Source organism: Paenibacillus sp. sgz302115, from assembly GCF_056120445.1.
The window spans coordinates 420,532-439,543 of the sequence record NZ_JBVYOK010000002.1; the positions used below are offsets into that span (position 1 = coordinate 420,532).

Consider the following 19,012-nt stretch of genomic DNA (forward strand, 5'->3'; position numbering starts at 1 on the left):
TCCTTCAGCTCCTGTCATAAAATTCGCCAACAGGCACAAAAAAAGCACCTCGAAGGAAGGCGTAAATGCCTGTCCTGCGAGGTGCTTCTCCCGCTTGGCGTGTGTAATTGTAAATCCAATATAGCTTGAAATTAATGGATAGTCAAGAAAAAAAGAACATTAGTTCTGTTTATGTGACAGTTTTTTCTTGTTTTAATGTAACTCTACTAAAAAATCTAGTAGAATAGTTCTATAGTTTACAATACAGGGAGATGACAGAAGTGCAGCTTAGACATGTGAAAATCATGGGTACAGGAAAATATTTGCCAAGCAGAAAGGTGACCGATGAGGAACTGGATGCTGTACTCGGCACATTTCCAGGATGGGTAAACAAAGTGACCGGTGTGGGTGTGCGTCATTATGCCGGAGAGCATGAGACCGCATCCTTCATGGGAGCGAGAGCGGCCGAAGCGGCGCTTGCCGCCGCAGGCCTGAGCTTTGCCGACATAGATTGTCTGGTCTGTACCAGCGGAACCAAGGAGCAGCCCTTGCCAAGCACAGCCGTATTTATTCAACAGGCTATGGGACAGGAGGATTCCGGGGTGCCTGCCTTCGATATCGACTCAACCTGCCTCAGCTTTCTGGTAGGCCTTGATGTTATGTCATATATGATAGAAGCCGGGAGATACCGCAATGTGCTGCTTGTAGCAACGGAAATTGCCTCGGTCGGACTGAACCTGCAGGATAAGGAAAGTACGGCACTGTTCGGCGACGGAGCCGCAGCGGTTATCATTGGCCCGTCAGCAGCCGGAGAAGCCTCCCGGATTGTGCATGCTTCCTTGAAAACATACAGCAGCGGCGCGCGGTACTCGGAAATTGCCGGCGGCGGCACAAGGCTTCATGCGAAGAATTTCAGCAAGGACAATGCTGTGCCTTATTTATTTCATATGGATGGACAAGCAATCTTCAGAAAGGCTTCGAAGCTACTTCCGGACTTCATTCATGAAATGCTGGAGCAGACAGGCACGGCAATGGAGGATTTCCAGCTTGTTGTGCCTCATCAGGGGAGCGCAATGGCGATGCGGCTGCTCCGCAACAAGCTGGGCATTGCCGAAGACAGGTTTCTTGATAATACGCCGGGCCACGGCAACACCATTGCTGCGTCGATCCCGATGGGACTTCATGAAGCCATTCTGCAGGGCAGGGTCCGCCGTGGGGACCGCGTACTGCTCATTGGCACGGCAGCAGGGCTCTCCCTGGGAGGCATGATTATTGACTATTGATCCAATAGCAATAGGCGTTCTGCAGGTCCAGAACATACTGATTACAGGCGGGAGGGCGCCTGTAGCCCTTGAGCTGTCGCGCATGCTTAAGGCAGAGGGCTGCCAAGTATTTGTGGCGGAAAGCGCGGAATATCATCTATGCCGTGTCTCCGCTGCGGTTGAGCGCAGCTTCCGGGTCCCGTCTCCGCGGCATAGCCCCGTAGCCTATATTGAGCAGTTAGCCAAGCTGGTTGAGGAACTGCGCATTGATATATTAATCCCTTTGTGCGAGGAGATTTTCTATATCGCAGCAGGAATTGACAGGCTTGGCGGCTGCCGGGTGCTGGCAGCAGGAGCGGAGCTGCTGGCCCGTTTGCATCACAAGGGGGAATTTATCGCCTGGGCCAGCGGGCTTGGATTTGCTGTCCCTGAGACAAAGCTGATCCGCAGTGCAGAGGAATGGAGGCTCATTGCGGAGGAAGCTGTCCGAAACGATGAGGCCCTGGTATTTAAACCGGCCTATTCCCGTTTTGCGTCCAGAGTGATCCTGCCCCGTAAGGCTTCAGGGGGAAAACCCGCAAGAACCTTCCCAATAAGCGAGGCGCCTGCCGGGCTCTCATTAGCCGCACCTTGGGTGGCGCAGCAATACATCCAAGGTGAAGCGGTATGCACCTATAGCATAGTGCATCAAGGCACAGTTGTCGCGCATGCGGCCTACGGCAGCCGGTACCGGACAGGCAAGGCGGGCGCCAGTGTATATTTCGAGCAATTGGAGCACCCGGATGCCTTCGCATGGGTAAGACATTTCACTGGCGCTATCGGCTTTAACGGCCAGATCGGATTCGACTTCATAGAAGCCGGGGATGGAACCTTGTACCCGATTGAATGCAATCCGCGCGCCACCAGCGGTATCCACTTGTTTGCCCCTGAGGATGGGCTTGTCCAGGCGCTGCTTCATCCCGAAGCTCTGGTGCGCTCCGGCACAGTGTGCATCCCCCGATCAGGACGAAAAGCGATGCTCATGCTCCCGATGCTCGCCTGCGGCCTGCAGCCTGGTCCGGGAGGGCTGCGCAAGTGGATACAGGCGCTGCGCGAGGCGGAGGATGTGATAACCCGTAAGGATGAGCCGTATCTTTTCCGCGAGCAGCTTCGTGTAGTATATAACGCCCACAGGCTTGCCCGGCGCAAACATATTTCAATTACTGAAGCTCTGACTGAAGATATAGAATGGAATGGTGAGCCATGACCAAGGCATTGGTAACGGGAGCGACCGGCTTTCTGGGCCGGCATACGGCGCGAAGGCTAGTGAAGCTGGGCTGGGAAGTATATGGGCTTGGGCGCAGTCTGGAGGCTGGAGTACAGCTCGAAAGGGAAGGCACGGTTTTTGTAGGGGCGGACTTGCGCAATGCTGAAGCGGTATCCCGTGCTTGCAAAGGAATGGATGTTGTATTCCACTGTGCGGCGCTCTCGTCTCCCTGGGGGAAATACAGTGAGTTCTACGGGTGCAATGTCGAAGGTACACGCCATATTGTGGAGGGCTGCTTGCAGCATGGCGTTGAACGGCTGATTCATATCTCCACCCCGAGCATCTATTCCGGCCGGTCTAGCCGAATAGACATTCGGGAAGCGGACCCGCTTCCTCTGAAGCCGGCTAATAGCTATGCTGCAACAAAGCTTCTGGCGGAGCGGGTGGTAGAGCAGGCGGCAAAGGCGGGCCTGACGGCATTTATGCTCCGTCCAAGAGCCATATTCGGCCCGATGGACAATGCGCTGTTTCCGCGGCTCCTTGAGGCCAATAAGGCCAAAGGTGTGCCGCTTCTGGATGGCGGAGGAGCGCTGATTGATCTCACCTGCGTGGATAATGTTGTCGATGCCATGCTGCTCTGCTGCACCGCTCCGCCCCAAGCGGCCGGGCGGGCCTATAATATCTCTAATGGCGAGCCGGTTATGTTCAAGGAGCTGCTTGCCCGGCTGTTTGCCAAGCTTAATATTCCACTGCGCACCAGGAGAATTCCTTACCGGACCGCCTATGCCGCAGCAGGACTATTGGAAGGGATACATAAGCTGTTTCCCTTCCTTGGGGAGCCGATGCTTACCCGCTATTCCGCGTCAGCGCTGGGTATTTCCCAGACGCTGGACATTTCGCTGGCGCGGGAAATGCTTGGCTATCGGCCCCGTGTAACTATAGACGAAGGTATTGAATCTTTTGCGGAGTGGTGGAGGGAACAGAGATGATTACTTCAATACCGGTATCAGTATCCATATTATCGGCAGGGTACTGCGTACACCCCGAGCTGCTGACGCTGCGCGGCGGCGCATATAGGCCTGTGGCTTTCCCGGCGGGATATGCCCTGCTGAGACATCCGCAGCATGGCCCGATTCTGTTCGATACAGGCTACAGTGTCCGCTTCTTCCAGGAGACAGCGCGGCTTCCGGCCTCACTCTACCGCCATATCACACCTGTGGTATTCAAGGATGAAGAAAGCGCCGTCAACTGTCTGCGTGAAGCCGGAATTGCGCCGGAGGAGGTCCGGTATATCATCCTGTCGCACTTTCATGCTGATCATATCGGCGGTGTACGGGATTTCCCGCAGGCGAAGTTCATCTATCTGCGGAAGTCTTATGATGCTGTGCGCGGGCTTGGGCCGATCAAAGCGGTGCGGGCAGGATTTCTGCCCGGGCTGCTGCCGGAGGACTTCACCTCCCGCTCTTTGCCTGTGGACGAACACTCGGCCATGAGGCCGCTGGCATCCGGCCTTCCGTTCGAGACGGCCTATGATCTGCTCGGAGACGGCAGTCTGCTCGCCGTGGAAATGTCCGGCCATGCTGCCGGGATGATCGGCCTGTTCGTATCCACCGGCGGGCATGACTATCTGCTGTGCGCGGATACGGTATGGTCCAGCCGGGCCTTCCGCGAGAACCGCAGGCCGCATCCCGCAGCAGGACTCATTATGTCTGATAGGAAGGAATACAGACTTAATTTTGAACGCCTGCGCCAGATTCATGAGAAGCTTCCAGAGCTGAGAATCGTACCAAGCCACTGCCGCGAGGCGCTTGCCGCTTGGGGAACCGGCGGTGTGAAATGAGCCGGATTATGCGAATCGTCTATTATTATTTCCTGACGAAATGGGGACACCGCTGGAAGAACCGGGCTGAGCTGGAGGAATGGCAGGAGCAGCGCATCCGCCGTCATGTGGAGCATATCCGCCAGAGGTCGCCGTTTTACCGGGAGCTGTGGACGGGAATTCCTGACGAGCAGTGGCGGCGTTTTCCGGTTATTGAGAAAGCGCTGATGATGGAGCATTTTGATACGCTGAACATCGCCGGAATTACCAAGGAGAAGGCATTTGCCGAAGCCTATGAGGCCGAGAACAGCCGGGATTTCAAGCCTACGCTTGAGGGCATTACTGTGGGCTTGTCCTCGGGAACATCGGGCAGCCGCGGCATATTTCTCGTAGATGAAGAGGAGCAGGCAGCCTGGACCGGAACGGTGCTGGCGAAGCTGCTGCCGGGAGGGCTGTGGAAGCGTGCGCGGATCGCTTTTTTTCTGCGGGCAAACAGCAACCTCTATGAGTCTGTCCGACAAGGACGGCTGCAATTTCAGTATTTCGACCTGCTGGAGCCGCTGGACCGGCTTGTGGCCCGAATGGAGCAGTATTGTCCGGATATCTGGATTGCTCCGCCCTCCATGCTCCGTCTGCTCGCTGAGGCCCGGCAATCGGGCAGCCTGACGGTGCAGCCGCGCCGGATTATTGCAGTCGCAGAGGTTTTGGACCCGCTGGACCGGCAGCAGATTGAGGACACTTTCTTACAGACCGTACACCAGGCTTATCAGTGCACAGAGGGTTTTCTCGGCTCCACCTGCAAACACGGCACACTGCATCTTAATGAGGATATCGTTCATATTGAAAAAGAAGTTCTCGACCAGTCATCGCGGCGTTTCGTGCCGATTGTGACTGATTTCTCCAGGTCAGTCCAGCCTATTGTCCGCTACCGGCTGAACGATATTTTGACCGAGGCGGCTGAGCCCTGTCCCTGCGGGTCCCTGTTTACGGCAATTGAACGGATCGAAGGCCGCTGCGATGATATCCTGTATGTGCCGCATGCCGGAGATGGCCGGCTGGTAACGCTGTTCCCTGATTTTATCACCCGTGCTGTGCTGGCGGCTTCACCTGATATGGAGCACTATCGCGTGATACAGCGCAGCCCGCTCGACATGGAGATTTCGTACCGCACACGGCAGGGCAGCACAGAGGATACAGAGTCCTTGATTGCGGCGGAGCTGTCGCGGCTGTTCAACCGGCTGGGCTGCATTCCGCCGAAGCTTACGTTCACCGCATACAGCTTCATACCCGGCACCACGAAGCTGCGCCGGGTGGAGAGGGGCTGGAAGCTGTGAAGATCAGGATCGTTCAATATGACCGGGAGCATATCGGAGAGCTGGAATGGCCTGATACGGAATACGGCCGCTATGCGCGGCAATATATTTTACCGCTGATGGAGCATCCGCCAGAACATTTCATTGCCAACGTGCGTACAACAGTCAAGGTGGTTGTGGTCGAGGGGATTCCTGTCCCCATTACAGTTAATGCTGCGGATTATGCCAATTCTTATGTATGCTCGCCGTATACGCACTATGTCAGCTATGCGCGACAGGAGCTGATCCTGCTGAACAACCGGCCGCTTCAGGCGGCGCTTTCCTGCTTGCTGTATGGAGTGGGCGCTCTGTTCAGAAGAGCACGGTTCAACCGGGTGGTACAGGTCAATAATTGGCTGTTATCTACGAATCTGCATCCTGCTGTAAGCCCTGGCCAGATGATGGAGGTACTGAATTTCCTTCAGCGCGAGTATCCAGGTTATACTATTCTATATCGGTCACTTAGTAGGGAGACATCCGGCCCTATGATAGAGGCGTTAAGAGAGTATGGCTGCAAGCTGGTGCCCAGCCGCCAGATTTATTTGCTGCAGCACCCCACCGGCTCCAAGGCCAGGTGGCTGGTAAAGCGTGACCGGGCTTTACTGGATAAGCATGGCTACACTGTTCAGGCCCCGGACGAAATCACAGCGGAGGATATTCCCCGGATTGTGGAGCTGTACGAGCTGCTGTATATACATAAATATTCGCTTCATAACCCGCAGTTTACAGAGGCTTTTATCCGGCTGGCGCTGGAGCAGCGGACACTGCACATATACGGGCTGCGCAAAAATGGCAGGCTCGACGCGGTGCTTGGCTTCTACAGCCGGGAAGGTGTGATGACAGCGCCGCTCTTTGGTTATGACACGGCGCTCCCGCAGTCGCTTGGCCTTTACCGGATGCTGTCCGCCGTACTGATTGATATCGCGGAAAGGGATGGGCTATTGCTGCACGAGAGCTCCGGTGTTGGACAATTCAAACGCAACCGTGGAGCCGTGACGGCTACCGAGCTGTCGGCTGTGTATGACAAAGGCACTTCCTGGCTGAACCGCAGCGGCTGGTCATTTCTGGAGCTGCTGCTGCGCCGGATCGGCATGCCTTTGATCCAAAAGCTGAAGCTGTAATTCAAAGGCAGCATGTATATAACCACAAAGCTAAAGTGTGCTCCATCCAATCTAATAGGAGGTGCAGCGTGAACACTGAACACGGGCAGAATGCTGATCGAATCGCCCTCATTACCGGAACCTCCAGCGGCTTCGGGCTGCTGACCGCGCTTGCTCTGGCAGGCAAAGGCTACAAGGTCGTAGCTACCATGCGGGATTTAAGCCGCCAAGGGGAGCTGATCCGCCAGGCCGAACAGGCTGGTGTCAGCGGACAGATTCAATTAATGACCCTGGATGTGACGGAGGCAGCTTCAATAGATTCTGCTGTGGCTTCAATCCTCGAGAGCTTTGGCAGAATTGATGTGCTGGTGAACAACGCCGGATTTGCCGTAGGCGGTTATGTGGAGGAAGTAAGCATGGACGAATGGCGGCGGCAGATGGAGACGAACTTTTTCGGACTGGTTGCGGTGACCAAGGCGGTGCTTCCTGTCATGCGCAGCCAGCGCGAGGGCTTGATCATCAACGTCAGCAGCGTCAGCGGGTTGAACGGGTTCCCCGGCTACGGTCCGTATGCGGCTTCCAAATTTGCGGTGGAGGGCTTCAGTGAAAGCCTGCGCCATGAGCTGCTGTCTTTTGGCATCCGTGTTGTGCTGGTGGAGCCGGCTTCCTTCCGCACGCCGATTTGGGGCAAAGGGCTGGAAGGGATGCATACGAGCGCAGATTCCCCGTATCGGGAAAAGCTGGAGGAAGTGCTTACGTATTCCCGGCGAAGCGCCGAGACCGCACCAGATCCTATCCGGGTTGCCGGGCTGATTGCACGGATTACGGAGATGAAGGCGCCCAAGCTGCGTTATCCCGTAGGCAAAGGCTCGCGTCTCTTAATGATCGGCAAAGCCCTGCTGCCCTGGAAGACGCTGGAGGGAATTATCGCCAGGTCGCTGAAAGGGATGAAATAGAATAAGGTGATTATTTTGAAATATAAGGATTTATATGTTTTACGCCATAAATCATCATTCTATTTCTCGCTGAAACGGCACCGTCCTTTTAAGGACGGCGTAACCGTTTCTACTTACCGAAAAGATGGGAGGTGTCCCTATGCCGGGTACGGTAGGACTGCATATTTGTTTTGATGAGCAAGGCCGCGAAATAGAGATTCTGGATGTGACTCCGGTTGCACAGGATAAATACCGCATTGAAGAAACGCCGATTTTTAACCCGGGCATTGCCCTTGGGGACATTATCAGGGTCAAAGAAAAGCAAGGGATTGCTTATTACGTGGAAACGGTGCAGAAATCGGGATATTTGAGATATGCCTGGCTCCTGAGCAAGGAAGCGGCAGGCTCGCAGGAGATTCAGGAGTTTAAGCAGCGCGTCAGTGAGCATGAAGGGAAATGTGAGCAGATTTTTGGCGGACTACTCGTCATCCATCTTCCCAAGCACTCCGCAGTGGATGCGGAAGCCGAAATGGCCCAGATTATTAAACGATTTGATATCTAATACTTGAATGACCGAGAGGTGGCAGAAGGATGAAAAAATTTCTGAAGCAATGGGTGCCAAGCATAGCAATCGGTATTATTTTGTCTTTGTTTATCCGCACATATGTGGCTGAAGCGATGAGAGTTCCAACCGGATCAATGATTCCGACCATACAGATCAACGACCGCCTGGTGGTGGAGAAGATGCTCTGGCTGACTACGCTGAAGCATGGCGACATCGTAGTGTTCAATCCCCCTGTAGCTGGAGAAGAGGAGAAAAGATATGTCAAACGCCTGATCGGGCTGCCGGGCGACACCGTTGAAATCAAAGACGGGGCCTTGTACAGAAACAATGAGAAGATTGATGAGCCTTACCTTCAGGAACCGATGAATTATACCTTCGGGCCGGTCACCGTTCCGGCAGACCATTATTTTTTTCTCGGCGATAACCGGAATACAAGCTATGACGCCCATTTGTGGAGCACTCCGTTTGTAGCCAAGGATAAGCTGATCGGCAAAGTTCTGCTCGACGTCAACGATCTTTTCTAAAAAATAGGATAGTCTATCGCTCTATCATTCCGATTTGTGAAAGGAATCTGCCATGCAGGACAATTTACCTGTATCCAGAATCAAGACGCCGCTCGCTGGCCGTACGATGCTAACAATCGTTTTTGTCATCATCATTCAAATTCTAACGTTAATGAATAGTTTCAAAAATCAGGCCCATCCACATACTCTGCTCAGATTATTTATGATATTTTGGATTGTTGTCTGCACTGCTATCCTGGCGTTCCTTCTCTCCAATGCTCTGCGGAAGGCAGCTGAAATCAAGTGGGGAGAAGGTTTACTGCTGATCCGCAATGAAAACATCCCGGCGAGTAAGATCAAATCCATCCACATAGACGGTTCGCTCGTGGGAGTTAGGCTCATAGGCAAACGAATTGTACCGCTCCGTCTCTGTTTCCGGTTCATAGATGATAGAGAGCAGTCAATGAAGCAGTTAGGCCGCTGGGCAGACGAGAATGGAATCAAGCTCGATTACGGATTGTTTATGAAATGGATGTAGAGAAACCGCATTGTAATACTCCAAAATACCTTTATCTGAAGCGCGGCCAATACTGTAAATTGCCTGTATGCAGTGAGGCGAGAGTCTAAAGTTGGAGATTCAATATACCTAGGTGCAGGCAGTGAATGTGACTTTAACCATATTGTGACTTTGCAGGCTTTTGGCTATGATCAAATAAAGCTAGAGGAAACATTATTTCTGTACATAAAAGGGGTGCTGATACTTGAAAGTACATGTCACTGATCTCAAACACGGCGACTGTCTTCTGACAGACACTTTCAATAGTGTAGGACTGCATGTTCTTCCTAAGAGAACAGTTGTGCAGCGCGAGGAAATCACCATCCTGATGCGGCACAAGATTGAATATGTGGATATCGAACCGCGTAAAGTGCTGCATGAAGATAACGGCAGTGGTCTGAGCCACAGTCTGAATGACAATTTTGACAATGCTATTCAGAACTACGAATCCATATTCCTGGAAGCCTTGGCCCAAGGCAGCTTTACCCAATCCATGGTGGATGACACGCTGGAGCCGCTGCTGGAATCGCTGGATGAGCAAAAGGATGTTGTGTCTTTGCTGCTCCTGCTGGAACGTGATGACATTGATACATACCACCACTCATTGCAAGTGGGTTTGCTGTCGTATTACATAGCTGCATGGCTCGGCCATTCCAAGGAAGACCGGTATCAGATCAGCCGTGCCGGCTACCTGCATGATATCGGCAAAAGCCAGGTTCCTGCGTCCATTTTGAACAAGAATGGAATCTTGACGGCTGACGAAGAGGAAGAAATGAAACGCCATACTTCTTACGGCTATGATATTATCCGTGGCTCGAAGATGGATGAGAATACGGCACTAGTAGCGCTCCAGCATCATGAATTTGAGGATGGAACCGGCTATCCGAACAAGATCGGCAAAAGTGACATTCATCCGTTCACCGAAATTGTGGCTGTAGCGAACATCTACATGGGACTGACAACCTCCAGACCGAATCAGCCGAAGCAAGGGTTGGTTTCCGTTCTGCGCAAGGTGCATGAAATGGGCTTTGGCAAGCTGAACGGGACAGTTGTCCAAGCGCTTACCGGACATCTGCTTCCTGGTTTTGTCGGTAAAAGCGTACAGCTCAGCAACGGGGAGATTGGCACTATTGTAATGAACAACCCGCTGGACATTTTCAAGCCGCTTGTTAAGGTAGACAATGTGTTCAGAGATTTATCCCGCGAGCGCGGCTTGTCCGTAGAAGAAGTGTTCATGTAAGCAAGGAACATTAATTTATTGATTTTATGATCAGGTTATCTCAGTTGTCCGGAAACGGACGGTGAGGTAACCTTTTTATTTATATGGGGAAATTTGAATTCCGATAGTAGATTGGCTATGATTAATGAGAGATTAGGATAGGAGAAATGAATATGAGCAGCGAAACCCAGATCGAGAAAATCAAGCAGATCAAATATGAACTCACCCGTTTTATGATGATTTATAAGTTCGCCCTTGAGGAAATGGAGACCAAGATCGAAATTCTGAAACAGGAATTTCAAATGCTCCATGATTATAGCCCTATAGAACATACGAAATCACGGATAAAGTCGCCTGAGAGCATTATGAATAAAATGCTGCGCAAGAACAGCGAGATTTCCCTGCCCGCCATCAGAGCGAGCATTAAGGATATCGCGGGGCTGCGGATTACCTGCTCTTTTATCTCGGATATCTACTATGTCAGTGCAATGCTGCAAAAGCAGGATGATCTGAAGATTCTCAGCGTGAAGGACTATATCAAGAATCCCAAGCCCAATGGCTATCAGAGCCTGCATTTGCTAGTGGAGGTTCCGGTATTTCTGTCCGACTGTCAGGAGCATGTATGCGTAGAAGTGCAAATCCGTACAATTGCTATGGATTTCTGGGCCAGCCTGGAGCATAAAATTTTCTATAAATACAGCCAGGCGGTTCCCGAGCATCTGACCCGGGAATTGAAAAATGCCGCCGACAGAGCCTATGAGCTGGACCTGCAGATGGAGCGCCTGCACCGTGAAATTAAGGAGATCAAGGATGCCCAGGAGGATGATTCCGATGAAGAGCTGCGCAGGATCATCATTAACAACCAGCAGTTTCACCTGCCGGCCAATTTCATTAAATTGCTTGGAGAGTAGAAAATAGGGAGAGATGGTGGATGAGCGTACATAATGCCCGGCAGATTGCTGTGAATCAGGTCGGCTACCCCACAGAAGGCACAAAGATCGCTTTGTTCAGCGGTGAAGGGCATGATTTTCGTGTTATTAACGAAAAGACCGGGGCTGTGGTCTATACTGGACAATCCGGAGCCGCTACTTTGGACAAGCCCAGCGGTGCCAGTGTACATGCCGCTGATTTCTCTGAGCTGAAGACAGCTGGAGGCTACCGCATTGAAGGAAACAATGGCGCAACGTCCGCTTCCTTTGTCATTGCCGACAAACCTTACGGGGAGCTGCAAAAGGGACTTTTGAAAGCCTTTTATTATTTCCGCTGCGGTGTTGAACTGACCGCGGAATTTGCCGGTCCCTGGGCGCACGGGGCGTGCCATACCGCAGAAGGAACCGTGTACGGACACCCGGAGCTGAAGCTGGATAGCTGCGGAGGCTGGCATGATGCAGGAGATTATGGTAAGTACTCCGGTCCCGGAGCGAAGGCTGTTGCGGATTTGCTGCTCGCCTATGAGCTGTATCCGGCGGCGTTTGCCGCCCCGGTTCCTCTGCCGGAAAGTGACGGGACAATCCCGGATGTTCTTCTGGAATGCAAGGTTGAGCTGGACTGGCTGTTCAAAATGCAGGAAGCGGGGACCGGCGGTGTATATCATAAGCTGACCACGCTGAATTTCCCGGGCCTTGATGTCATGCCGGAGGACGATACGGCTGAGCTGTATTTCTCGCCGGTATCTGCAGCCGCTACAGGGGATTTTGCCGGAGTTATGGCGATGGCGGCAAGAGTCTATGCGCCGTTTGACCCGGCGTATGCACAGAAATGTCTTGCTGCGGCGTCTGTTGCCTGGGGCTGGCTGGAGCGGCATCCTGGGGAGGCCGGATTCACCAATCCGCCGGGGATTACCACCGGTGAATACGGAGATGAGTGTGATCATGACGAACGCTTCTGGGCTGCTGCAGAGCTGTACCGGACCACGGGCGAAGAGATTTACCATCAGGCAGTTCAGTCGCTGGTTCAGCGGCCATTTCCGAAATACAGCTTTGGCTGGGCGGATATGGGGGGCTACGGAACACTGGCTTATCTGCTGACCGGGGAAGAACGGACAGAGCCAGCTTTGTATGCTTCACTGAAGCAGGGACTGCTGGCAGAAGCTGACCGTCTGGTCCGGCAGAGCCGGGAGGATAGGTACCGCATTTCTTTACTGGAAGAGGATTATATCTGGGGCAGCAATATGCTGGTACTTAACAATGCTATGCTGCTGCTGGCAGCGGAGCATTTCAGCGGGGAAGCAGCTTATGCCGCATGCGCCCTGGATCATTTGCATTACCTGATGGGCCGAAATGTGCTGGACATCAGTTATGTGACGGGGTTTGGCGACCGTTCGGTCATGCACCCGCATCACCGCCCATCCGTGGGCGACGGTGTGGCCGATCCGGTGCCGGGACTGGTATCCGGGGGACCTGACCGTGGGCTGCACGACGAATACGTCGTGGAGCATTTGCAGGGCAAGCCTGCCGCACAGTGCTTTGCCGACCATGATCTCAGCTATTCCACGAATGAGGTTACGATCTACTGGAATTCACCGGCTGTGTTCGTGGCAGCGAGGTTTAATGCGTAAATGAAGAACTATAAAGTGATCAGTCTGGATATGTTTCAGACACTGGTGAATGTTCAGGATCGGACAGGCCATGTATGGAGGCAGATTTTGCTGGAGGATTACAGCGATGAGCGGGCTTTGGAGCTTGGCGGACTGCTGCTGAGCCATTACCATACCCAGGCAGAAGCGATTCGCGATGCCGGTGGCTTTTGCACCAGTAATGAAATATTCCGCCGCGGGTTCGAGCAGGTTTTCAAGCAGCACGCGGTGAATTTCGACGACCTAACGGCTGTGGATATTTTATTCGCCGAGCACCGGCAGTCCGCTTTGTATGAAGAGACTGAGCGGTTCCTGCAGCGGATTACCGGGGGAGAATACGAGGTCTGCATTGTCAGCGATACGGATATGCTGATGCTGCCGGATTTTTACAAGGAATATCCTATTAGGCTGTTCTCCTCTGAAGAATACCAATCCTACAAAAATGACGGCCTGAACAGAATGTTCAGTGAGGTTATTGCTTTTTACGGCGTGAAGCCTGGAGAGATTATCCATATTGGCGACTCCGCCTCAGATGTGCTGGGAGCGGCCAGAGCGGGCATGAAGACCTGCTGGCTGAACCGCAGCGGAGCCGGATGGAAACATGAAGTTAAGCCGGATTATACGGTCAGCGACCTAGACGAATTCTACGCCATCCTGTAGAGACTGGAGCAGAACATGGAGCGGAAAATAGACAGCAGTACGGCTGAGAATAGTATCAAACAAGCAGCGGCAGAGGCGGAAATGTATCAATTACGCTATCCGATAGGTCCCTTCAAAAGCGCAGGAGCTCAGACGGCCGAGGAGCGGAAGATGAGCATTGAAGAATTGCGTGCGATGGCTGCACAGTTAAGAGGGATCGTTGAGCCGCTCACCGAGGAGCAGTTGAATACTCCCTACCGTCCAGGCGGCTGGAGCGTCAAGCAGGTGGTGCATCATCTCGCTGACAACAACATGAATGCCTATCTGCGTTTCAAACGCGGATTGACCGAAGAGGCGCCGGAAATCCCTTCCTACAGGGAGGATTTATGGGCTGAGCTGAGCGATTACAGCATTGAGCCGGTTGAAACCTCGCTTTTATTATTAGAGAACCTTAACCGGAGGTTCGCTGCTCTGCTCAGTTCAATGGAAGAAGTGCAATATACTAGAACCTTTGTGAGCCTGATGCTGGGAACGATGACTCTGGATACGGCGCTGCAAAGATACAACTGGCATAACCGGCATCATCTTGCCCAGATTACTTCACTGATTAAGCGCAGCGGCTGGTAAGTGTTACGGGCAATAAGAAGAGCAAGCGGATTCGGGACAGGTCCCGCCGTTTGCTCTTATTCATGTCCTGCTGTGCAAAGACCTTAGTCGCGGCCGGCCTGGACGATTTTATCGGCAACCTCTTGAGGGCGTGTATGAGGGGTTGTCATGTGATCGCCTGTGCCTTCAATGAACCGGTAAACACCTAAATGGCTTGATTGTCCGGGATGCCAGCCGTAAGGCGGGATTTGCGGCATTGCAATATCCTCTGTCAGATAAAGATAGCTCTTCGGCGTCGGCAGACTGTAAAATTTCTTCAGATCGAGCTTCTCGAACAGCGGTCCTCCCGGTTCAGGAATTACCTTCTTGTACAGCGCCTGCGCCTGCTCAAGTGTGGCTGTATTTACAAAGGTATCCCGGAAAAGATTAAAGGGGAGCATGATGGTATTGTTCCCGGAAGCCTTGAGCAACTGGGCGAACACCTCTTTTGCCGGAGCGGGGAACTGGTCTGCCGCACTTTGCCCGTCCGGCACGACGAAGGCGTCAAAAAACACCAGACGTTTCAGCCGGTCCGGTACCTGCTCAGCCGCTTTTTGAATCACCGTACCTCCAAAGCTGTGCCCAACCAGGATAATATCGTGCAGATCCTTCTGCTTGATGAAATCAACGACTGATTTTGTCTCCTGCGCGTGGGTGACCTTTTTGTTCTGATCCGCGCCGTGTCCGGCGTATTCAGGTGTGTACACGGTATGCCCCATTTTGCGGAGCTCGGCGGCAATTTCATCCCAGAAGCTGGCATCAACCCAGGCTCCATGCACCAGTACAAAGGTGAGCGCCCCGGGATTTGCCGGCTTGCCTTTTACAGCAGCTTCAACTCCTGACGCATGGACAGGCTGCCCCGCCCACAGAATCAACAGCGCCATGAGCATGGCGAGGGCCGGTATTGCTTTGTTTTTTATCCACATCATGTTCCAAATAAGCCTCCTGAGAATTGGGTTGGTTATGCCAATAGTTGAATTCTGCCCCAAAGAAGGATGAATGATGTGTGGATTCTGCATCTCAATCGTTTATAATTATAAATTAGATACACCTGTTGGCAGTTGCTGCCCAGTAACACGAGGAGGTTAAGTAATGCCTAGACCGGGAGGAGCAGGACTCTTATCCGAAAAGAAGAAGCTCAGTCTTACCGCGCTGCTGATCGGTCTGGTAACACTGGTGGTTCTCCTGACATCTACGATCCTGCTTACCGCTTCATATCAATCGAAAAAAAGATCATTGATCAAAACAACGCTGAATCTGAACCTTGTCAATGCCGAAAGAATGAGCCAAACGATGGATTCTCTCTTCCGCTCCATGCGCGGCTCCCTTGAATTCAGCGCGTATAGACTGTCGCATGGAGCGAAACCTGAAGAGATTAATAATTATCTTGAGTTAATGCGCAACAGCAGCAACTATTTTAATTCGATTCTCCTGGTAGGTGAAAATGGCGTTATCCGCAACACCTCACCAACTACGCTTGGACTAGCCGGCAGAAAAGTTGATTCTCCGTGGGCGCTCGAAGCGTTGCGCCTGAAGAGCCCCTATCTTTCCGAACCCTATACAGCCCCTTCTACTGGCAGAATGATTGTGTTCATGAGTGAACCGCTGTACGACAAAGACCAGCATTATCTGGGGCAGCTTGGCGGAACAATCTATCTGCAGAATCATAATATCCTGAATATGATTTTTGGCGGCAATAACGATGTTGATGCTGAAGGCTCCTATTATTACATTGTGAGCGCTGACGGGCATTTGCTGTTTCACCCTGATAAAGACCGCATTAATGAGGATGTCAGCGCAAACAAAGTTGTGCAAGAATTGATTAACGGAAAAAGCGGGCAAATGCAGGCGGTGAATGTGAGAGGCATCCCGATGCTGGCCGGTTATTCCAAAGTTACGTCTAATGGCTGGGGAGTTGTGGTGGTTTCGCCTGTGAGCGTCATCCAGGATGAATTACAGAGCCACCTCCGCATAACAATCGCCTATACCATAATTCCTTTTGTGATCCTGCTGCTGCTTGTGATTCTGCTGGCTCATCAATTGGCCAAGCCGTTCGTGATGCTTGCGGACCTGATGAGCAGGGTAGGGAAAGAAAAAATGGAGCTTCCTGAGCTGAAGCCGCATTGGAACCGGGAAGCAGACCTGCTGACCCAAGCGGTTGCCATTGCCTGGAGTGATGTTCAGAAGCAGACGAGCCAACTGACCCAGGAAGCGCTGACGGATCTACTGACCGGACTTGCGAACCGGAGATCGGTTGAAGCCACGATGAATCAATGGATCGCCGCACAGTTCCCCTTCTCTGTCATTGCGCTGGATGTGGACAAGTTCAAATTCGTGAATGACACTTACGGCCATCTGGCAGGGGATGAGGTATTGAAGCAGGTTGCCGGAATTCTGACGTCTAGCGTTCGCCCGGGCGATGTCTGCAGCCGTTATGGCGGGGAGGAGTTTGTTGTGCTGCTTCCGCGCACCAAAGCTGCGGATGCGTACTTGGTCGCGGAGCGAATCCGTAAAACGCTCGAAGCAAGCGCCACTCCCCTGGCAATGAAGGTTACTTCGTCGCAGGGAATTGCGCATTTTCCAACCCACGGGAAATCCCGCGAGGAGCTGCTGGAGCAGGCGGACCAGGCCATGTATATGGCCAAGGGCATGGGCAGGAACCGGACGGTCATTGCTGGTGAATAGGACTTAGGTGCATCTTCCCTTGTGGAAGATGCTTTTTTTTGGGACAAGGCCGGAAGAAAAAAATCATTCACCTGGGCATGAGCGGATACATATCCTATCGCAGAAGGAGAATACGGTTTATACAGAAGGGATGGATTGTCCGGTGACTTTATATATGGATTACAAATCACCCAATACACAGTTTGCTTTTGATGTGAACAGCAATACAACGTTTAGGAAGGATGCCTGCAATTATATCAATACGTTGTCGGTTAATGAGCTCAACACGCTGGAGAACACATCCCTGCTTGATATTTTTCTCAGCAAATCCAATGTGGTTGAACCGCATTATCATCAAAATGCTGCCGAACTGGTCTATTGCATCTCCGGTGAGGCTGTAGTTTCATTGATCAACCCTTTTACGAATGAGCTGCTGCATTTTCCCATTTGCCCCGGGCAAGTGGCGAATGTGCCGCAGGGCTGGTGGCATTACGAGGTTGCCACTGTAGACTGTACCCACTTGCTGGCGATCTTCGACGCCCCTGTTCCTGAGGTCATTCTGGGCTCAGATTTGCTGGCCCTTACGCCAACGAATGTTCTTGCGCATACCTATTGTCTGAATGAAGCCAAATTGAAGGATACGCTGGCTCCAGTGCAGGCCGGCACGTTTATTGGACCGCCTGCGGACTGCTGTGCACCCGGCATGGCTGCAGGGGCAAACGCCAAACATCCTAATTCCATACCTCCATATATGTATCCGCAGACGCCGCAAATGCTTCAGCCCTACGGTTACCAGCCTGCTGACCCCTCGCCGGGTTTTTATGGTCAACCGTATGTCCAGCAGTACCGGCAACAGCCTTATGTTCAGCCCTATCCCGGCACGCAGTCTTCAGTCGATCCCTCCGGTAATATATAGGAGTAAACCGTAACTACTATTACTTACAATTGCTTTGATCTAATGGTACAGGTTGCTTTCCATCAATGTCTGTGTAGCCATAATCAATGGCAATTTGTGCGGCAGTCATTTTGGAACCACTTTTGATCAAAATATTCTTATCAGAAGCCAATGCTACAATTGCCATACCTATGAATTCAGGAGATTCAGAATTGCTTAAATTAAAATATTCTGATGCTTTTAAAACAGACTCCGTTCTAACAAGTCCAGGGTAGATTGTTACTACACTGATATTATTTTCTTTCAATTCATATGCCATAGTTTCTGTTAATTTATTGGTTGCTGATTTCGCCATTCCATAAGAAACTCCCATATCATTTCTTTCTGCCGCCCAAAAAGAAATATTTACAATTAATCCAGTTTTATTTTTTATCATATGCGGAATAGAATAACAGCTTGTAACAAAATGTGCCCTAACACCAGATGTAAACATTTTATCAAAGCGACTTAATGGAGCAGTCCAAAACCCATTCTCTGTCCAAAATGGTGTTCCATCATTATAGTATTCATACCCACCCCATACATTATTTACAAGGATATCAATTTTCCCTTGTTCTGCAATTATCCTCTCTATCACAGCTTTGGTTTGTTCATCATTAGTGTGGTCGCATTTAATCCCATATCCAATACCATTATTATCTGGTATCTCTTTTTCAGTTGATGAAATACATCCACCGAGAGTGACTGCACCTTGGTATTCAAATTCTGTTCTTCCAGTAAAATAAACGATTGCACCAGCCTTCGCAAGAGCTATCACAATTCCTTTGCCTATACCTCTGGTTGCTCCTGTTACCAATACTACTTTTCCGTTAATCTTTTGCATAAGATTAAATCCCTCCTATTGAAATTCGAGTTTTCATTATGCGAAGGAACATATGTTCTATAGTAGTATAACATATCTTGTAAATAAACATCCTATTTACGAAAACCACTTTGATAAAAAATAGCCACCCAGGGATGCTCCTGGGTGGCTAAGTACTGATTAATAATTGTCGGGT

The 19,012-nt window shown here is 51.6% G+C and carries 19 protein-coding genes; 17 read left to right on the top strand and 2 right to left on the bottom strand.

The features are described 5' to 3' along the window. Window positions 1-260 precede the first annotated feature (260 nt). The 15 genes from AC0LWN_RS07455 to AC0LWN_RS07525 all read left to right on the top strand — a co-directional run bounded on the left by AC0LWN_RS07455 (window position 261) and on the right by AC0LWN_RS07525 (window position 14,377). Window positions 261-1,262, top strand: a complete 1,002-nt coding sequence (locus AC0LWN_RS07455) for a beta-ketoacyl-ACP synthase III (RefSeq protein ID WP_474663930.1) — start codon at window positions 261-263, stop codon at window positions 1,260-1,262. After that, window positions 1,252-2,487: an ATP-grasp domain-containing protein gene (locus tag AC0LWN_RS07460; protein ID WP_474663931.1), complete on the top strand. Its 1,236-nt coding sequence runs from the start codon at window positions 1,252-1,254 to the stop codon at window positions 2,485-2,487. Before AC0LWN_RS07455 ends, AC0LWN_RS07460 begins: the two co-directional genes overlap by 11 nt. Then, window positions 2,484-3,476 (top strand): NAD-dependent epimerase/dehydratase family protein, encoded by a 993-nt coding sequence (locus tag AC0LWN_RS07465; RefSeq protein WP_474663932.1) that lies wholly within the window; start codon window positions 2,484-2,486, stop codon window positions 3,474-3,476. The genes AC0LWN_RS07460 and AC0LWN_RS07465 overlap by 4 nt, the downstream gene beginning before the upstream one ends. After that, window positions 3,473-4,327 carry an MBL fold metallo-hydrolase gene (locus AC0LWN_RS07470; RefSeq protein ID WP_474663933.1) on the top strand — a complete coding sequence of 285 codons (855 nt, stop codon included), beginning with the start codon at window positions 3,473-3,475 and terminating at the stop codon, window positions 4,325-4,327. Before AC0LWN_RS07465 ends, AC0LWN_RS07470 begins: the two co-directional genes overlap by 4 nt. Next, complete coding sequence (locus tag AC0LWN_RS07475) at window positions 4,324-5,640, top strand: F390 synthetase-related protein (RefSeq protein ID WP_474663934.1); 1,317 nt, start codon at window positions 4,324-4,326, stop codon at window positions 5,638-5,640. The genes AC0LWN_RS07470 and AC0LWN_RS07475 overlap by 4 nt, the downstream gene beginning before the upstream one ends. Further along, a complete protein-coding gene (locus tag AC0LWN_RS07480) occupies window positions 5,637-6,779 on the top strand; it encodes a GNAT family N-acetyltransferase (RefSeq protein WP_474663935.1) in 1,143 nt (380 codons plus the stop codon). Before AC0LWN_RS07475 ends, AC0LWN_RS07480 begins: the two co-directional genes overlap by 4 nt. 68 nt (window positions 6,780-6,847) lie before the next feature. After that, a complete protein-coding gene (locus AC0LWN_RS07485) occupies window positions 6,848-7,714 on the top strand; it encodes an SDR family oxidoreductase (RefSeq protein WP_474663936.1) in 867 nt (288 codons plus the stop codon). 139 nt (window positions 7,715-7,853) lie between these two features. Then, window positions 7,854-8,255 (top strand): DUF4265 domain-containing protein, encoded by a 402-nt coding sequence (locus AC0LWN_RS07490; RefSeq protein WP_474663937.1) that lies wholly within the window; start codon window positions 7,854-7,856, stop codon window positions 8,253-8,255. Window positions 8,256-8,284: 29 nt separating this feature from the next. After that, window positions 8,285-8,782, top strand: coding sequence for a signal peptidase I (gene lepB, locus AC0LWN_RS07495; protein WP_474663938.1), 498 nt, complete (start codon window positions 8,285-8,287; stop codon window positions 8,780-8,782). A gap of 52 nt (window positions 8,783-8,834) precedes the next feature. Then, the gene (locus tag AC0LWN_RS07500; protein WP_474663939.1) at window positions 8,835-9,299 is read left to right on the top strand and encodes a hypothetical protein; all 465 of its coding nucleotides are present in this window, start codon (window positions 8,835-8,837) and stop codon (window positions 9,297-9,299) included. 223 nt (window positions 9,300-9,522) lie between these two features. Next, window positions 9,523-10,557, top strand: a complete 1,035-nt coding sequence (locus tag AC0LWN_RS07505; RefSeq protein ID WP_474663940.1) for an HD-GYP domain-containing protein — start codon at window positions 9,523-9,525, stop codon at window positions 10,555-10,557. Between the two features lie 152 nt (window positions 10,558-10,709). Then, window positions 10,710-11,447, top strand: coding sequence for a GTP pyrophosphokinase (locus tag AC0LWN_RS07510; protein WP_458963365.1), 738 nt, complete (start codon window positions 10,710-10,712; stop codon window positions 11,445-11,447). A gap of 20 nt (window positions 11,448-11,467) precedes the next feature. Beyond that, entirely contained in the window at window positions 11,468-13,093 is a 1,626-nt protein-coding gene (locus AC0LWN_RS07515; protein WP_474663941.1) for a glycoside hydrolase family 9 protein, read from the top strand. Then, the gene (locus tag AC0LWN_RS07520) at window positions 13,094-13,771 is read left to right on the top strand and encodes an HAD family hydrolase (protein WP_474663942.1); all 678 of its coding nucleotides are present in this window, start codon (window positions 13,094-13,096) and stop codon (window positions 13,769-13,771) included. A gap of 15 nt (window positions 13,772-13,786) precedes the next feature. After that, the gene (locus AC0LWN_RS07525; RefSeq protein ID WP_474663943.1) at window positions 13,787-14,377 is read left to right on the top strand and encodes a YfiT family bacillithiol transferase; all 591 of its coding nucleotides are present in this window, start codon (window positions 13,787-13,789) and stop codon (window positions 14,375-14,377) included. Between the two features lie 83 nt (window positions 14,378-14,460). Here AC0LWN_RS07525 and AC0LWN_RS07530 read toward each other — a convergent pair whose 3' ends face one another. After that, the gene (locus tag AC0LWN_RS07530) at window positions 14,461-15,324 is read right to left on the bottom strand and encodes an alpha/beta fold hydrolase (protein WP_474663944.1); all 864 of its coding nucleotides are present in this window, start codon (window positions 15,322-15,324) and stop codon (window positions 14,461-14,463) included. 163 nt (window positions 15,325-15,487) lie between these two features. Here AC0LWN_RS07530 and AC0LWN_RS07535 point away from each other — a divergent pair, with 163 nt between their 5' ends. Together AC0LWN_RS07535 and AC0LWN_RS07540 are read left to right on the top strand one after the other, a co-directional pair. Next, entirely contained in the window at window positions 15,488-17,080 is a 1,593-nt protein-coding gene (locus tag AC0LWN_RS07535; protein ID WP_474663945.1) for a sensor domain-containing diguanylate cyclase, read from the top strand. A 154-nt stretch (window positions 17,081-17,234) separates the two neighbouring features. After that, complete coding sequence (locus AC0LWN_RS07540) at window positions 17,235-17,975, top strand: cupin domain-containing protein (protein ID WP_474663946.1); 741 nt, start codon at window positions 17,235-17,237, stop codon at window positions 17,973-17,975. A 19-nt stretch (window positions 17,976-17,994) separates the two neighbouring features. Here the strand turns inward: AC0LWN_RS07540 and AC0LWN_RS07545 are convergent, their stop codons facing one another. Then, window positions 17,995-18,837, bottom strand: coding sequence for an SDR family NAD(P)-dependent oxidoreductase (locus AC0LWN_RS07545; RefSeq protein ID WP_474663947.1), 843 nt, complete (start codon window positions 18,835-18,837; stop codon window positions 17,995-17,997). Window positions 18,838-19,012 lie beyond the last annotated feature (175 nt).

What these genes read in the sequence shown, in the direction of transcription:
- AC0LWN_RS07465 (WP_474663932.1), top strand. Translation starts at nt 2,484, where the DNA reads ATGACCAAGGCATTGGTAACGGGAGCGACCGGCTTTCTGGGCCGGCAT.
- AC0LWN_RS07470 (WP_474663933.1), top strand. Translation starts at nt 3,473, where the DNA reads ATGATTACTTCAATACCGGTATCAGTATCCATATTATCGGCAGGGTAC.
- AC0LWN_RS07475 (WP_474663934.1), top strand. Translation starts at nt 4,324, where the DNA reads ATGAGCCGGATTATGCGAATCGTCTATTATTATTTCCTGACGAAATGG.
- AC0LWN_RS07490 (WP_474663937.1), top strand. Translation starts at nt 7,854, where the DNA reads ATGCCGGGTACGGTAGGACTGCATATTTGTTTTGATGAGCAAGGCCGC.
- lepB (WP_474663938.1), top strand. Translation starts at nt 8,285, where the DNA reads ATGAAAAAATTTCTGAAGCAATGGGTGCCAAGCATAGCAATCGGTATT.
- AC0LWN_RS07500 (WP_474663939.1), top strand. Translation starts at nt 8,835, where the DNA reads ATGCAGGACAATTTACCTGTATCCAGAATCAAGACGCCGCTCGCTGGC.
- AC0LWN_RS07510 (WP_458963365.1), top strand. Translation starts at nt 10,710, where the DNA reads ATGAGCAGCGAAACCCAGATCGAGAAAATCAAGCAGATCAAATATGAA.
- AC0LWN_RS07515 (WP_474663941.1), top strand. Translation starts at nt 11,468, where the DNA reads ATGAGCGTACATAATGCCCGGCAGATTGCTGTGAATCAGGTCGGCTAC.
- AC0LWN_RS07520 (WP_474663942.1), top strand. Translation starts at nt 13,094, where the DNA reads ATGAAGAACTATAAAGTGATCAGTCTGGATATGTTTCAGACACTGGTG.
- AC0LWN_RS07525 (WP_474663943.1), top strand. Translation starts at nt 13,787, where the DNA reads ATGGAGCGGAAAATAGACAGCAGTACGGCTGAGAATAGTATCAAACAA.
- AC0LWN_RS07530 (WP_474663944.1), bottom strand. Translation starts at nt 15,324, where the DNA reads ATGATGTGGATAAAAAACAAAGCAATACCGGCCCTCGCCATGCTCATG.
- AC0LWN_RS07535 (WP_474663945.1), top strand. Translation starts at nt 15,488, where the DNA reads ATGCCTAGACCGGGAGGAGCAGGACTCTTATCCGAAAAGAAGAAGCTC.
- AC0LWN_RS07540 (WP_474663946.1), top strand. Translation starts at nt 17,235, where the DNA reads ATGGATTACAAATCACCCAATACACAGTTTGCTTTTGATGTGAACAGC.
- AC0LWN_RS07545 (WP_474663947.1), bottom strand. Translation starts at nt 18,837, where the DNA reads ATGCAAAAGATTAACGGAAAAGTAGTATTGGTAACAGGAGCAACCAGA.